The sequence below is a fragment of the Nostoc edaphicum CCNP1411 genome (assembly GCF_014023275.1).
GTDB classification, from domain to species: domain Bacteria; phylum Cyanobacteriota; class Cyanobacteriia; order Cyanobacteriales; family Nostocaceae; genus Nostoc; species Nostoc edaphicum_A.
This window is the reverse complement of record NZ_CP054698.1, coordinates 6031761-6046490: the sequence shown is the minus strand read 5'-3', so window position 1 is coordinate 6046490 and position 14730 is coordinate 6031761. Positions and strand designations below refer to the sequence as shown.

General features: G+C 43.6%; 14 protein-coding genes. 5 read left to right on the top strand and 9 right to left on the bottom strand.

Annotation, left to right across the window (positions count from 1 at the left end):
• Positions 1 to 238 precede the first annotated feature (238 nt).
• The 5 genes from HUN01_RS28270 to HUN01_RS28250 all read left to right on the top strand — a co-directional run bounded on the left by HUN01_RS28270 (position 239) and on the right by HUN01_RS28250 (position 6762).
• Positions 239 to 2875 (top strand): EAL domain-containing protein, encoded by a 2637-nt coding sequence (locus HUN01_RS28270; protein WP_181928943.1) that lies wholly within the window; start codon positions 239 to 241, stop codon positions 2873 to 2875.
• Positions 2876 to 2949: 74 nt separating this feature from the next.
• Positions 2950 to 3894 carry a histone deacetylase family protein gene (locus HUN01_RS28265; RefSeq protein WP_181928942.1) on the top strand — a complete coding sequence of 315 codons (945 nt, stop codon included), beginning with the start codon at positions 2950 to 2952 and terminating at the stop codon, positions 3892 to 3894.
• 337 nt (positions 3895 to 4231) lie between these two features.
• Positions 4232 to 4369 (top strand): hypothetical protein, encoded by a 138-nt coding sequence (locus tag HUN01_RS28260; RefSeq protein ID WP_176727159.1) that lies wholly within the window; start codon positions 4232 to 4234, stop codon positions 4367 to 4369.
• Positions 4370 to 4547: 178 nt separating this feature from the next.
• Entirely contained in the window at positions 4548 to 4994 is a 447-nt protein-coding gene (locus HUN01_RS28255; RefSeq protein WP_181928941.1) for a tellurite resistance TerB family protein, read from the top strand.
• Between the two features lie 412 nt (positions 4995 to 5406).
• Complete coding sequence (locus HUN01_RS28250) at positions 5407 to 6762, top strand: UDP-N-acetylmuramoyl-tripeptide--D-alanyl-D-alanine ligase (RefSeq protein WP_181928940.1); 1356 nt, start codon at positions 5407 to 5409, stop codon at positions 6760 to 6762.
• A 163-nt stretch (positions 6763 to 6925) separates the two neighbouring features.
• Here the strand turns inward: HUN01_RS28250 and HUN01_RS28245 are convergent, their stop codons facing one another.
• The 9 genes from HUN01_RS28245 to bicA all read right to left on the bottom strand — a co-directional run bounded on the left by HUN01_RS28245 (position 6926) and on the right by bicA (position 14367).
• Entirely contained in the window at positions 6926 to 7588 is a 663-nt protein-coding gene (locus HUN01_RS28245) for a Na(+)/H(+) antiporter subunit B (RefSeq protein ID WP_181928939.1), read from the bottom strand.
• Complete coding sequence (locus HUN01_RS28240) at positions 7585 to 8163, bottom strand: DUF4040 domain-containing protein (protein WP_181928938.1); 579 nt, start codon at positions 8161 to 8163, stop codon at positions 7585 to 7587. The genes HUN01_RS28245 and HUN01_RS28240 overlap by 4 nt, the downstream gene beginning before the upstream one ends.
• On the bottom strand, positions 8156 to 8434 hold the full coding sequence (locus HUN01_RS28235) for a monovalent cation/H(+) antiporter subunit G (RefSeq protein ID WP_181928937.1): 279 nt from the start codon (positions 8432 to 8434) through the stop codon (positions 8156 to 8158). The genes HUN01_RS28240 and HUN01_RS28235 overlap by 8 nt, the downstream gene beginning before the upstream one ends.
• A gap of 3 nt (positions 8435 to 8437) precedes the next feature.
• The gene (locus HUN01_RS28230; RefSeq protein WP_181928936.1) at positions 8438 to 8704 is read right to left on the bottom strand and encodes a hypothetical protein; all 267 of its coding nucleotides are present in this window, start codon (positions 8702 to 8704) and stop codon (positions 8438 to 8440) included.
• On the bottom strand, positions 8701 to 9090 hold the full coding sequence (locus HUN01_RS28225; protein ID WP_181928935.1) for a Na+/H+ antiporter subunit E: 390 nt from the start codon (positions 9088 to 9090) through the stop codon (positions 8701 to 8703). Before HUN01_RS28225 ends, HUN01_RS28230 begins: the two co-directional genes overlap by 4 nt.
• Entirely contained in the window at positions 9075 to 10514 is a 1440-nt protein-coding gene (locus HUN01_RS28220; protein WP_181928934.1) for a cation:proton antiporter, read from the bottom strand. The genes HUN01_RS28225 and HUN01_RS28220 overlap by 16 nt, the downstream gene beginning before the upstream one ends.
• Complete coding sequence (locus tag HUN01_RS28215) at positions 10511 to 10846, bottom strand: cation:proton antiporter subunit C (RefSeq protein WP_181932850.1); 336 nt, start codon at positions 10844 to 10846, stop codon at positions 10511 to 10513. The genes HUN01_RS28220 and HUN01_RS28215 overlap by 4 nt, the downstream gene beginning before the upstream one ends.
• 254 nt (positions 10847 to 11100) lie before the next feature.
• Positions 11101 to 12516 carry a cation:proton antiporter gene (locus HUN01_RS28210; RefSeq protein WP_181928933.1) on the bottom strand — a complete coding sequence of 472 codons (1416 nt, stop codon included), beginning with the start codon at positions 12514 to 12516 and terminating at the stop codon, positions 11101 to 11103.
• Between the two features lie 168 nt (positions 12517 to 12684).
• Positions 12685 to 14367, bottom strand: a complete 1683-nt coding sequence (bicA, locus tag HUN01_RS28205) for a bicarbonate transporter BicA (RefSeq protein WP_181928932.1) — start codon at positions 14365 to 14367, stop codon at positions 12685 to 12687.
• Between the last annotated feature and the right edge of the window lie 363 nt (positions 14368 to 14730).

Here is a 14730-nt window from a genome sequence, read left to right as displayed (position 1 = left end):
TTTATTCTGGGTATCCTAAGAAAGACAAGGTTAAATGATATAGACGAAAGAACAAAGCTTATCACTGTGGTCAATTCTGAAGAGAAAAGCTGGTATGCACCCACATACCAATGAGATCGCAGATGGTGAAAACTTTGATTGAAAAAATTTTCCCAGAAGTGCAGCCTGAAAATCTGAACTTCTGGGAGTAGTATTTTTCAGACTAAGACATAAAAATATGAGAATTTGAGGAACAGCCATGCTAGGAAATGAGCGGGAAAAAATACGCCATTTGTTGGTCATCCAAGACCTGGAAGGGCGACGAACTGTCCCTTTACGAGAGACTACTTATTCTCTGGGGCGGCATCCCGCAAACACTATTGTCTTGGCTTCCCGGTCAGTATCAATGCAACATGCAATTTTATTGCGAGTAACTGTTCCAGAGACTGACCAATACGGCTTCCAAATTATTGATGGCAACTATAAGGGTAAAGGAAGTACTAATGGCTTATTTGTGAATGGTGCTAAATGCTTTTCTCATAATCTTAGGCACGGAGATGTCATTGCTTTTGGCAGTAATAAAGCTCAGGCTAAATACTATGCTATTTCTAACCTCTCAGAACAAGCATTTTCAGAATCTTGTGATGTTGAAGACTTATCTGGTTTCCTATCAGAGCAAGCCAGTCCTGCCAATCCTTTTCAAACCTTAGCGATCGATCCCAGCTTTGAAGCCGCTAGTGAATCCGCCTTAGCTCGCCTAGCATCCTTCCCTGAACTTATCCCCAATCCAATTATTGAGATGGATTTCGAGGGAAGAATTACTTATCTCAATCCAGCCGCAGGTATCAAGTTTCCTAAACTTCGGGAAGTTGGTACGGAACACCCGATTTTAACAGGACTCCTGAGTGGAGTTAACAATCTAGAACAAAATTCTTTTGTGCGGGAAGTGGAAGTAGGCACAGAAGTTTTTGAACAATCCGTTCTTTACCTTCCTGAAAGTGATCTAATTAGAACTTTTATTGTTAGGGATATTACAGAGCAAAAGCAAGCCACAGCCGAACTTCATCAGCGCGATCGCTTGCTACAAGCAGTTGCGGAAGCTGCCAATTATTTGCTAGGAGAAATGAATTATGAAACTGGTATTGATCGAGCCTTAGCTGTACTGGGTGAAGCTGCCAAGGCAGATCGGGCTTATCTTTTTCAAAACCATCTCCATCCTGCTACAGGGGAAATAGCCGTCAGCCTACGATTTGAATGGACGCACTCTTTTTTTGAATCTACCCACCACCATTGGCAAAATCTACTTTATCAAGCTTCTGGATTAGCTCGTTGGTACAATGTTCTCTCTACCGGCCAGTCCATTAGCGGAATTACCCAAAAATTTCCTGTCGCCGAACAAGAATTCCTAATTCGAGATGGCATTCAATCCCTTCTTTTAGTGCCTCTTCGCTTGGAAAATGAGTTTTGGGGATACCTTGGCTTGGCAGACTGCACTTTTGAGCGTCATTGGTCTAGGCACGAAGAATCTAGCCTTTTGACCATGGCCGCCAGTATCATTGGTACGCGGCAGCGTCAGCAAGTAGAAGAAAAGATTCGCTATCAAGCCCTCCATGACGTGCTGACAGGGTTGCCCAATCGCCTACTATTTAACGAACTGCTCAGTAAAACTCTGCCCAACGCCACTCGTAATAGTGAAAGTTTAGCTGTGATCTTCCTTGACCTGGATCGCTTCAAGGTTATTAATGATACCTTGGGGCACACTCTGGGAGATCAATTGTTACAAAGCGTCGCTCAAAGGTTAAAAGACTCACTTAGAGGCGGAGACACCATAGCCCGTTGGGGAGGCGATGAGTTCACTATCTTACTCCCACGAGTTAATGATATTGAAGAGGTAACGCTGGTGGCGTGCAGAATCTTACAAGCTTTAGAGGATGCTTTCCATCTACAAGGGCATGAACTTTATGTGACTGCCAGCCTCGGTATTGCGTTGCTTGATAACAACAGTCCTGACGCCGAAACACTAATCCAGCACGCCGATGCTGCTTTGTACTATGCCAAGGACAAAGGGCGAAATAACTACCAATTCTACAGTGTTTCCCTGAGCGCTAAAAATCCTGAACTCTTGACTTTAGAAAAGAGCTTGCGCTATGCCCTAGAACGCAATGAATTTACGGTGTACTATCAGCCTCGTGTGAACATTGCCACAGAAGAAATTACTGGTGTGGAGGCTCTGTTGCGTTGGCAGCACCCAGAGATGGGATTGGTTGCACCCAGTGTCTTCATTCCCCTTGCCGAAGAAAGTGGATTAATTGTCCCCATCGGCGAATGGGTGCTGCGGACAGCCTGTATTCAAAATAAAATCTGGCAAGATGCAGGATTACCACCCATAATGATGGCTGTCAATCTTTCTCTTAAGCAGTTCCGCCAACCCAAATTGGTGGAGACTATAGCCACAGTTTTAGAACAAACGGGTCTGGAAGCGCGCTTTTTAGAATTAGAAATTATGGAAACCACAGCCATTGAGGATTTAGACTTTACCAGGACGGTGTTAGAGAATCTAAAGCAGATGGGTGTTTATATCTCCATTGATGACTTTGGTACGGGTCATTCCTCGCTCTCGCGCCTACAACTTTTACCACTCCATAATTTGAAAATAGATAAATCTTTCATTCAATATTTGACGCAGGATGTCAAAGTAGCTCATATTATCAAGGCCATAGTTACCTTGGGACACAGCTTGGGATTAAAGTTGACAGCTGAAGGGGTAGAAAAAGAAGAGGAATTAGAGTTCTTAAAATCTATCAATTGCGAGGAAGTACAAGGCTTTCTATTCTACCGGCCGCTTTCTGCCCAGAAAGCAACAGAAATCCTTGAAAGTAAACGACCAAAACTGTAGTACAAAGAAAAACTGTTTGTACCAGTGACGATACAATAACATTCAGTGTCGCTGCTGCCAACCTTTTTCGTCCTATGCTCCCAGTCATCTATTCCGACGAATTTTTAGATCACAAGACTGGAAAATACCATCCTGAAAAACCAGAACGCTTGATAGCGATCGCAAATGCCCTAAAAGTAGCTACATTTGCAGATCAAATCTCCTGGCGATCGCCTACACCAGCATCAGAACAATCATCACTGATGCCATCGTTGGTTAGAGCACATAGCCCAGCCTACATCAAAAAACTTTGGCAAATCGCTTCTAGTGGCGGTGGCCCTTTGGATGGAGATACACCAGTTTCCCCACGCAGTTATGATGTGGCACTGTTGGCAGTCAGTGCATGGCTGGATGGAGTTGAGGTTGTGTTAAGTTCAGCTAATCCAGCTTTTGTCCTAGCGCGTCCCCCAGGGCATCATGCAGAAAGTGATGCGGGGATGGGCTTTTGTCTATTTTCTAATGCTGCGATCGCAGCTTTATTTGCTCTCGATCAACCCGGAATTAATCGCGTCGCCATCCTCGATTGGGATGTACATCACGGTAATGGTACTCAAGCGATCGTCGAAGCTGAAGCACGTATCGCCTACTGTTCCCTACATCAGTATCCCTGCTATCCCGGTACTGGGAGAGCGGCAGAACGCGGTTTTCATAAAAATGTCTTAAATTTACCAGTACCCCCCGGTAGTGATATTGCACTATATCAGCCATTATTTGAAACACAAGTCGTACCGTTTTTAGCTAACTTTCAGCCGGATTTACTGATTGTGAGTGCTGGTTATGATGGCAATGCCGCAGATCCTTTGGCAAGTATCAATTTGCAACCAGAAGACTACGCATTATTTACTGATTATTGTCTAGGGATAACTCGTAAAATTCTGTTTGGCTTAGAAGGTGGTTATGACTTTGATAGTCTTTCTCAATCAGTTGTAGCGACGATTGAACGCTGTTTACAAGACTCACTCAGTGCCGAATGCTGTTAGCGGTAGCGGGGCGTTTAGCCCGTGCTGAGTGCTGAGTTTTGAAGCTACGGTGGCAAGCAACGTTAGGGAAGCTCACACCTTAAGACCTCCCCCCCACTCAACGAAAATTCAGAACTGTCCTCTACGCCCTGCCCCCTGCCCCCTGCCCCCTGCCTTCTACGTTGACCAATACTCTCTAAAGTTCATCAAAACTTCAGAAATAAAAAGTTTAAATAGTGTTCTTAAACAGCTAAAGTTTTGTTAAGATGCAATTGCTAGCAGTTTCTTAGCGAAATTCACCTATCGGTGTGTGGAGAAATAAAAAGTACTAGCAGCACAAATTTCAAAAGGTGAAGCAATGACCACCTATATTTTTTTTGATGAAGCCCTACGGATGCTGACCAACGCCTATTTGATGTCAATAGTACTGTTGATAGCAGGTTCGGGTATAGGTTTGGCGGTAATTGAGACGATAGAAAAGACAGGAGAACGCTAAGTTCACAAATGGCAGTGTAGTTCTTGCCAAAAACCATTGGTTGCAAGTGTTCGCCGCGAATAAATCCTGGGAACACTAAGGGATGAAAGTCTCACAGCGTTACAGTCTTAGCCTGGAAATCTACCAAATACACAGGTAACTGTAGCGCTGGTGGGACTCTAACCAAGGAGCTACTACAATGGGTCTATTCGACGCTGTGTTGGGTACAGAAAGCCAAACCCAAGCAGCACTCAGTCCAGCAGAAGCTTTTGCTGTCATTATCTTGGTGGCAACAGCCTCAGACGGTTATATTTCTATTGAGCAAGCAAATTCTATCATTTCTGTGCTGTCACGGATGAAACTTTTTAAAAGTTATCCCCATGAGATGATGAACAGGCTGTTTGACAAAATCTTGGGCATTCTTCAGGGGGATGGTTTTAATGCTTTATTTAATGCAGCAAAAGATTCTCTATCTCAAGACTTACGGGAAGCAGCTTTTGCAGTAGCTACCGATTTAGTCTTAGCTGAAGGTATCGTAGCTGAAGAAGAAAAGAACTTCTTAAATGATTTATATCAAGCTTTAGGGGTTTCTAGTGAGATAGCAGTACAAATTGTGCAAGTAATCTTGATTAAAAACCGGGGATAGGACGATAGAAGATATGCCTAATTAAACTATATAAATAGCTTATAAAACAGGAGTCAGAATTCAGAATTCAGAATTCAGAATACTGTACCCATAAACGGATAGAGTTTTAATGTGAGGATATTTTAATGTTTTTCGCTTGACTTCGGGCGTTAGCGTAGCGGGACGAAGTACGGTTTTAACCAATATTCGTCACCCACTCGTACAGAATTCATACTGAATTCTGAGTTCTGAATTCTTCTTATAAACAAAGCGTGCCAAAGGAGTTAAGTTTCTTTGGCACTATTTTTGGTGTTATTGTGACTAGGCTTAGATTTGCGCCTTTTTAGATAAGTCGTAAATCTTGTTGATCAATGCAGTATTGTGTCATAATCCGATTTTATAATTTTGAACCTTAAATTGTAAATTACTTATTATGCATTGTTCTGCCACCCTAACCGAACTGGTTGAAGTTATTTTTGCCCAAACTCTAAACTTATCTGAAACTGCTTTAACAAAAGTAAGTAGCGGTATCCAAACAGATAGCCGTACCCTAAAGCCGGGTGAAGTATTTGTCGCTTTCCGAGGCGATAAGTTTGATGGACATGAATTTGTACCAACTGCGATCGCAAAGGGTGCAATAGCTGCAATCGTAGATTTTGAATACGAAAATCCGGGATTTCCGGTATTACAGGTAAAAGATACTCTCAAGGCATATCAACAAATTGGCAGATGGTGGCGCGATCGCTTTAATATTCCTGTAATTGGCGTAACGGGTTCGGTGGGTAAAACTACAACCAAAGAATTAATCGCCGCAGTTTTAGGAACAAAGGGACGAGTTCACAAAACTTATGGAAATTACAACAACGAAATCGGTGTTCCGAAAACTCTCCTAGAACTTGGCGCAGAAAATGACTACGCCGTGATTGAAATGGCGATGCGCGGTAGAGGACAAATTGCGGAACTGACACAAATAGCGCGGCCAACAATTGGAGTGATTACCAATGTGGGGACAGCGCATATTGAGTTACTGGGTTCCGAAGAAGCGATCGCTGAGGCAAAATGTGAGTTATTAGCAGAAATGTCTGCTGATGGTGTGGCAATTCTCAACCACGATAATCCCTTATTAATGGCCACGGCGGCGAAAGTTTGGCACGGAGAAGTTTTGACTTACGGATTTTCTGGCGGGGATATCCAAGGGCAATTAATTGATAACGAGACAGTGGAAGTTGCAGGAATCCAACTACCTCTACCTTTACCTGGTCGTCACAATGCGACTAATTTCTTAGCTGCTTTAGCAGTGGCAAAAGTACTGGGGATAGATTGGGCAAGTCTCAAAGCAGGTGTGATCGTGGATATGCCTACAGGAAGATCGCAGCGATTTACTTTACCTAATGATGTGGTAATTTTAGATGAAACTTATAATGCTGCACCAGAAGCTATGATTGCAGCGTTGCAATTATTGGCAGACACACCCGGAAAGCGGAAGATTGCCGTATTGGGTGCAATGAAAGAATTGGGAGAGCGATCGCAGCAGTTGCACCAGCGAGTGGGAGAAACAGTGCGAAAGTTGAATTTAGATGGCTTGTTGGTTTTGGTAGATGGACAAGATGCTGAAGCGATCGCTCTTAGTGCTGAAGGTATTCCATCGGAGTGCTTTGCAACTCATGCTGATTTGGTAGCTAGGTTGAAGACATTTGTGCAAGCAGGCGATCGTTTATTGTTTAAAGCCGCCCATTCTGTGGGATTAGATCGGGTAGTTAATCAGTTACGTGCAGAATTTCCCAAATGATACAACTGTAGCGCTTCTGTGTTGAGTCCAATAAAGACCTAACCCCCAACCCCTTCCCTACAAGGGAAGGGGAGTAAGATTCAAAGCCTCTCTCCTTTTAGGAGAGAGGTTTGGAGAGAGGTCAAAGTGTATTGCATACAAGCGAGAAGCGCTATAGAAACCCTCACAACAATCCTCGATAACGAATAAAAATCAAAATCACCGCCCACGATCCCAACGCGACCTTGACTGCAACTAGAATATTGAGCAAGGGGACAATCCCCCCACTCAAAAGTGCGCCCATTTCTCCGTGCGGTAACTCAATTCCAGCTAGAGTTATAACCGCCAGTAAAATGAAAACCAGAACCGAAACTTTCTCCCATGTAGCGGCGTGCCATCGCTGGTAAATGCCTTGCATCCACTCCGCCGATGAGGTAATTGCAACCAGTCCGATCGCTGTTCCACCCGCTACCCCGGCGGCAAAACCACCACCGGGGCTGAGATGCCCCCGAATCGCGAGTTCGATACTTACCAACGCGGCAATAGTCGCTCCTAGCCGTGCTAGAACAATAGATGGTTGATCGGTGAAACGATAGATTGTGCAAGATGGTCTTTCATTTGCCAGCAGAAAACTAGCTCCCATGATTGCGATCGTAAATACCACCACCTCGAAGATAGTGTCATACAGCCGATTTCTGAGAATGATCACTGTAACCGCATTGGGTACGCCACCATCTTTGACAATCGATTCAACGATAGAGAAATCGGGTAAATCTGCTGCTGGATTGGGCATGATGAGCATTTTGAAGTACAGTGCTATGCCCGCCGCAATGTAGATCCATTTCATGTATGCTCCTCCCCTGAATGTAGTGTATTTACATAGGCTAGGATTGTTCCTGGTGACGAAAGTTCGGTTTGCATGATGTCATAGATGCGTTGGATTCTGGTTTTGGTGTGATAGGGTTGCTTTTCGTCCCCATACGCTGCGCCGTTTTGATCACTTTGTTTCGGTCGGACACAGATTGTATGGACTTCTTTTTCCATCAGTGCCCGGTGCAATGACTGTGTATTAGTGTAGGTAACAAGTTCAAGACGCATATAGCGCTTGCCAAAAATTGTGCGGAACTCATCCATCAGTTTCGCAAAATGCTGATTGTCATCTTCCTCATCTTTGAGTACGCCAAGACGCATGACCAAGGATGAACGCACTGCTACCGCATAGAGCGTAATTGCCAGCATAGTACCCACCAAGGCTTCGGTCAAAGCCACATCAGGCGCTCCCAAAACCGTATATACCAATGCTGCGATCGCTCCCAATATGCCGCGAATTACCAGCGCATGGTATGGATTGACTTGAAATACCAACATACAAGCAGCCAATGGCAGCAGGGCAAGGATCACATAGATATAGCTATCATTCATGGCTACCCTCGCTACTAGAACAGTAAGCCAACACATACCCCAGCACTGTATTCCAAATCGCTAAAGAGATGATGGCGAGGATGAGTAACGGCCATTCACTGGGTATTTTCAAGAGTAGCCCGATGATGATACTCATTGATCCGAGGGTATCTGCAACCGAAAGACTATGCAGTTTGAATAACACCGAGCGATCGCCAAGCAAGGGTAAGGTTCCCCAAAACCAGAAGAAGATTCCTAAAACTATGCAAGTATAACTAAGCAGGTTAATCATATATTACTCATTCGCTAAATCATTCATTCTTTTGAGGACATGTGCCAACAACATTAAGCCGGCATTCCCCACACTCAAGATAATTACTCCGACAACACCAATCATCCAATCGTCACGCAAGACAGATACAACCAAGATCATGATTGAACATTTGGTTGCAGCACTGGCAAATGCCAGCATTTTTTGCCAAATATCATCATCTTGCCATGCCTCATACATGGGGATGAGCAGTGTCAGAATCATTGCAATCAATGCCAAGTTCAGGATCATACTTTTCTCCTCCGTCGCACTCGGTGGACTTCATACCACCCTGCTTCGTGATATTTCAAAACAATGGTCTTGGGTGTAAAGGTGATCAAGAATATATCCAGGAATATCAGCCCTGGTGTCCGTCGTGGTTTGACTTGTTCCATCGTGATATCTTCGTGATTATGCGGGCGGAGGATGATTTCAAATGCCTCAATATACGCCTGCGGAATTGCCACAATGATCTCACCTAGCACACGCAGCCAATCTTTTAATGATTCTCTAGCTGTTTTACCACCAGGTAATAGAAGTGCGATGCTTACGCCAATGATGATATTTGCCACACTAAAATCGGCAGTGAGCAAAAACCAGATAGTCAGTCGCAATATAAAATTTAGATGCCCAACCATGCAAATCCCTTCCAGAAAAGCAGGATTAAAATTAGACTCATTACACCGATCAGATGATCAAATTCTTCAAGGACACGCGGTAGCTTGAGTATTGAGTGTTTGAAAATTAGTAAGTACACCAACCATCCAACGCCGATGGTTGCGAGGGGTTTGATAATATTCGCAAAGGTATACACCTCGTAATACACAATATTGGCCAGAACCAGCCCACCGATTAACAGGATCACGGCTGCCCAAAAACCAGGTTTTACATCCGCTTGTCCCCCACGCGGCAGAAATATGAATTTGGCGAAAGATATTGCCGTTCCGAGGGCTGCAACATTCATAGCGATCGCTTGCCAAGGCAGCAAATTCTTTGTCGTCAACACCTTCGCCCCAAAGCCGGACAACAAGGGGAACCCAGAGATCGAAAAGCTGGCTATCACCAAGGCAATCCAAATTGGGGTAGCGATCGCTTGATGTTGTAGTTCCTTAAAGTTTCGACTCGGTAAAGCCCCGGCGATTAAAAAGAGCGCCGATTTAACCAGTCCGTGCGTCAGAGCATAAAAACCACCCACAACCGGGGCGGCGAGAATAAAACCTAACTGCGAAACTGTATGAAACGCCAGCATCCGCTTGGTATCCTTTTCAAAGACTGCATAAAAGACTCCTAGAAGCGCCGTGCCAACTCCAAAGATTCTCACTATTGGGTCAACCTCTTCCACCATCAGCGCACACCGCACTAATGGATAGACACCAGCTTTTACCACAACTCCCGACAGCATCGCCGACACTGGCGTTTCCGATTCCGAGTGAGTCAACGGCAACCATAATCCTGATACAAAAACTCCTCCTTTTGTCAAGAGTCCCAGAAAAATGAGGGCAAGCGCTTCTGGAGGTGCTACGCGCAAACCTGCAAAACTAAAGGAATGATCCGCCTGATAAACCAGCACCGCACCAACCAGATAAAACAGCATTGCTACGTTGCTGATGAACAGATAGCGTAGACCAACCCAAATCGATCGGTCAGTTCGAGGATAGGCAATCAAGAGAAACGCAGCAATACCGCTTACCTCTAACGCCACGTATAAACTGATCAAATCCGCACAGGCAAACGCGGCATTGATGCTGCCATGCAAAATGATCAGTTGTGCGTAAAAAAAAGCTGTCTTATCGCTGTGCCAACAGTAGAGGATGACTGCTGCCGTCACCAGCCCATTGGTTAAGATAAAATAGCCGCTTAATTGATCGACTGTTAAGATAACGCCAAAATTATCCAGTAACTTTAGTGTCAGTGGAGAACGTTCAAGAAATAGCTGCAACGCATAAGTTGCCGAAGCAAACGCCATGCACAGGGCAAGGTATCTATCAAGCTTGGGGAGTAGATAAATGACGAACCCCACAAAAAATGGTAGTGCAATCCATGCGATTGTAATGGTACTCATGGGGTATTGTTCTTCTCGATTTCGTTACTTTCTAAAGTCGGATTATCCCGTGCTAGCTTCATAACACCGACCAGCATTAACGCCTGAATCGAAAATCCGATCACAATCGCCGTCAATATCACCGCCTGGGGAACCGGATCGGCGTATCTAACATTTTTGACGTTGGAAATAATTGGTGTGAACAAGCCACCTCGTGATGCAATCAGTACGTAATAGGCAATAACCCCCGTACTCATGACATCCATAGAGATGATCTTCATCACAAGGTTCTTTTTGAGGATGATGCCGAAAAATCCGCACAATATTGTTGCGAATATGCACGCTTCTAACACGGGAATTGCCTGTTGCATAAAGGTTGAAGGTAAAAGAAAAAATAAAATTCGTTTCTTTTACCTAATCTTGTGTTTAAGAGGATGTTTTAAAAGTGGTGGCTGATGTATCAAAAACTTTAGATCCTCCTAAATCCTCCTTAAAAAGGAGGACTTTGATTCCGGTTTCCCCCTTTTTAAGGGGGGTTAGGGGGGATCAATAACTACCTAAAATCACACCCTAAAACTTTTTAAACAACCTCTAAAGGTAAAAGTAACTAGCCTATTAAATTGGCTTTCTCTAAAGCTTCTTTTTCTTCTGGCGATTGTTTAAATGCAAACCGCAATAAAGGTGGTGCTAAGAAGGTTGTCAAAATCACCATAATCACGATCGCAGCTTGCAATGGTTTATCAAGAGTACCACTAGCTGCACCAATGGCGGCAAACACTAACCCAACTTCGCCACGGGGAATCATCCCCACACCAACTGCTAACCGATTAATTCCAGGTTGACCAAAAACCGCCCAACCTGTGACAACTTTACCGATAATTGCGATCGCAATTAAGAAGGTAGCAATAATTAATCCTTCTCGATTTCCTGGAACTAAAGGATTAAGAACACCTAAATCAACTTTCGCGCCAACGGTAACGAAGAAAACTGGTACTAGGATATCAGCAACCGGTTTAACCTGCTCATCTAGCTCTTTGCGTTTATCAGTTTCATCCAAAACTAAGCCAGCCGCAAATGCGCCTAAGATAGCTTCTAAATGAATGGCACTACCCAAAAAAGCCATAAAGAAGGCAAAGATAAATGCTGGGATAATTAAGTTGCCTCGCGTTTGCAATTTATCAGCGAGCGCAACAAAACTCTGATTGAAATATTTCCCTAATAAAATCGAGCCGATGAGAAAAACTGTAGCGCTGACAATTAGATAAATAACGTTGAAAATATCAACTTCGCCAGTTTTAGCAAGACTCGCAACTACTGCCAACACGATGATACCTAAAATGTCATCAATGACAGCAGCACCGACAATAATTTGACCTTCACGAGATTTTAACTGCCCAATTTCTGACAAAACTTTTGAGGTAATCCCAATACTAGTAGCTGTCAGCGCTGCACCTGCAAAAATCGCTGGAATTACTGGCGCATGAAACAATAAAATCAGCCCCGCCGTGCCAGCCGCAAAAGGAACAGCTACCCCAACACAAGCAACAATTGTTGCTTGATAACCAACTTTCTGTAATTCTTTTAAGTCTGATTCTAGACCAATTTCAAATAACAGAATGATGACACCTAGTTCGGCAAGCACAGAAATAACCTCACTCTGGCTTTGAAAGATTGATGTGACTGCATCAGGACTGAGGTTATTAATGAATTGCAGGATAGACATGATAATGGAGTCGCTACCAGCCGTTCCACTGTCGGGAAACACTACCAAATGGAGAGCAGAAGCACCCACAAGCACCCCACCAACTAATTCTCCTAATACAGGGGGCAAGTCAATCATTCTAAATAATTCGCCACCAATTTTACTAGCCAGATAAATGACTACTAAAGTTAGCAATACTCCAGTCAGGACAATAGGAGCATATTCTGCCTCATTGGTTGTTGCTAATAAAAAGGATGGTAAACCCGCAGGAAAAAAATTCAACCAGGCAAATGAATTAACTATTGGTTCTGAAAGAATCATGTTTTCTATCTGTATTGCTGATTAATTCCAAAATAATTCATAATTTCTAGCTCGTAATTCGTAATTAATAATTAAATTACGAATTACGTTAGCGTAGCGGTAGCGAGTCTGCGTTCGCTTTTAGCGTCTCGTAGAGAGCGTCATTACGAATTATTAATAGGTGTCAGTCTAGATGCTAACCCCAGGAGTATTAGCAGAACTTGCATGAGGATTAACTAAAGCAACGGCTTGTTTAAGTGCATCTACACGATCTACAAACATGTGATGCTCTGGTACAAACCTCGAAATGCCAAACTTGTCTAAGCGCTTTTTGACTTTGCTAGTTGCACCAACAACTAACACATGACGACCTTGTTCACTAGCATCTTTGATAGCGTTTTCAATTGCCAAAGATGCAGTCACACCCAACATTGGTACATCTGTCAAATCCATAATCAACACATCAGAGTCTGCCATTGCTGAATGTTCACGAGCGATCGCTTTGGATACTCCAAAAATCATCGGCCCGCTCAGGTAAAATAGCAGAACACGTCCATTAGCTAGATCAAGCCATTTTTTCTCTTCGTCATTCAAGACAATTGCATCATCGGCATCGCTAATTGTCTTCACTTCCTGAGATTGTAATTCCGAGAGGCGATCGATAGTTAAGATATTAGCAATGAACACTCCCACGCCGACGGCAACAATCAAGTCAACAAATACGGTTAAAAATAACACACCGTACATGATGATTGTGCCTTTCAGCGACACCTTATGAGCGCGTTTCAAGAAGCTCCAGTCAAGAATGTCAACCCCCACCTTGAGAGCAATACCAGCCAATACCGCCATTGGGATAGGTTGAGTGATACGCGCAGCCCACAAAACTACAACTAACAAAATTAATGCACGAGTTAAACCAGAGACAGCTGTTCTAGCACCAGTTTGGATATTAACTACTGTTCCCATCGTGGCACCAGCACCAGGTAGCCCACCACACAAACCAGATACTAAATTACCGATACCTTGACCAATCAATTCTTTGTCAGATTTGTGTTCAGTACGAGTCAAACTGTCTGCAATTACTGCCGTTAGTAGAGTATCAATACAACCCAACATCCCCAACATTGCCCCATCAACAATCATGATTGTCATTTGGGATGCAGTGAAGGCAGGCATTTGTAATGTGGGCAATCCTACAGGAATTTCCCCAATTCGTCTGATATCCGTACCGCCGAAGATGGTTAAAGAAACTATAGTTCCGATAATTAATGCCACCAGCTGCGGAGGAGCAAAGCGCTTGATTTTGGATGGCATAAAGAAAATAATTGCCAGCGTCAGCAAGCCCAAAGCTGTTTCAGCAGGATTAATCTGAGTTAATAACTGAGGCAGATTTTGCACCATCCCCAGTACGCCACCTTTAGGATTTGGCTGTCCGACAAAAGGGGCAATCTGCAAAATAATCAGAATCACGCCAATCCCAGACATAAAGCCAGAAATGACGCTGTAAGGCATGAGGGTAATGTATTTACCCAACTTAAATATTCCAAAGAAGATTTGGAATATTCCCGCTAGCATGACTACGGTAAATGCCATTGCCAAGCCGTTTTCGGGGTTAGCTGCGGTCATGGAACCGACAATTGCAGTCATGACTACGGTCATTGGCCCGGTTGGCTCAGAAATTAGGGTTGGTGTCCCACCAAATAAGGCTGCGAAAAAGCCGACGCAAACTGCACCGTAAAGACCAGCTACAGGCCCAGCACCAGAGGCGACACCGAATGCCAGCGCTAGAGGTAACGAAACGATCGCAGCAGTTAGACCACCGAATAAATCGCCTTGTAAGTTTCTAAAATTGATCGTATTAGTCAATGACATACTGGGGTTTTGGTTACAAAAACAGCAAAATAAATTTGGGTTGTAAAAATTGCCAGCTACTTTGAGTAAGTTTCATGTTTTATGAACATGAAAAATTAGGCAAAAAAACTTTAATTCTTTGCAAAGCAGGAGCCTATAGTACCTTTCTAAATGACGAGTCGCTGAATACGAATCCCCAATAGATAAGGCTTAGGTCAAAAACAGTTCAAAAATGTGACTGGGAAAACTTACCTAAATTGTAAGTTTTATTTATACTCAAATTTTATGCGATAAACAATAGCTTACAGCTTTATATGTCAATATTGTTAATTCACAAGCCCTAATATTAAATAAATATTAAATTGCTTTCATAGATAAAAGACT

Excerpts from the sequence above, each read along its gene's own strand:
- HUN01_RS28245 (WP_181928939.1), bottom strand. The coding sequence starts at position 7,588 with ATGAAATGGATCTACATTGCGGCGGGCATAGCACTGTACTTCAAAATG.
- HUN01_RS28230 (WP_181928936.1), bottom strand. The coding sequence starts at position 8,704 with ATGATCCTGAACTTGGCATTGATTGCAATGATTCTGACACTGCTCATC.
- bicA (WP_181928932.1), bottom strand. The coding sequence starts at position 14,367 with ATGTCATTGACTAATACGATCAATTTTAGAAACTTACAAGGCGATTTA.
- HUN01_RS28235 (WP_181928937.1), bottom strand. The coding sequence starts at position 8,434 with ATGATTAACCTGCTTAGTTATACTTGCATAGTTTTAGGAATCTTCTTC.
- HUN01_RS28255 (WP_181928941.1), top strand. The coding sequence starts at position 4,548 with ATGGGTCTATTCGACGCTGTGTTGGGTACAGAAAGCCAAACCCAAGCA.
- HUN01_RS28210 (WP_181928933.1), bottom strand. The coding sequence starts at position 12,516 with ATGATTCTTTCAGAACCAATAGTTAATTCATTTGCCTGGTTGAATTTT.
- HUN01_RS28250 (WP_181928940.1), top strand. The coding sequence starts at position 5,407 with ATGCATTGTTCTGCCACCCTAACCGAACTGGTTGAAGTTATTTTTGCC.
- HUN01_RS28260 (WP_176727159.1), top strand. The coding sequence starts at position 4,232 with ATGACCACCTATATTTTTTTTGATGAAGCCCTACGGATGCTGACCAAC.
- HUN01_RS28270 (WP_181928943.1), top strand. The coding sequence starts at position 239 with ATGCTAGGAAATGAGCGGGAAAAAATACGCCATTTGTTGGTCATCCAA.
- HUN01_RS28220 (WP_181928934.1), bottom strand. The coding sequence starts at position 10,514 with ATGAGTACCATTACAATCGCATGGATTGCACTACCATTTTTTGTGGGG.
- HUN01_RS28265 (WP_181928942.1), top strand. The coding sequence starts at position 2,950 with ATGCTCCCAGTCATCTATTCCGACGAATTTTTAGATCACAAGACTGGA.
- HUN01_RS28240 (WP_181928938.1), bottom strand. The coding sequence starts at position 8,163 with ATGAATGATAGCTATATCTATGTGATCCTTGCCCTGCTGCCATTGGCT.
- HUN01_RS28225 (WP_181928935.1), bottom strand. The coding sequence starts at position 9,090 with ATGGTTGGGCATCTAAATTTTATATTGCGACTGACTATCTGGTTTTTG.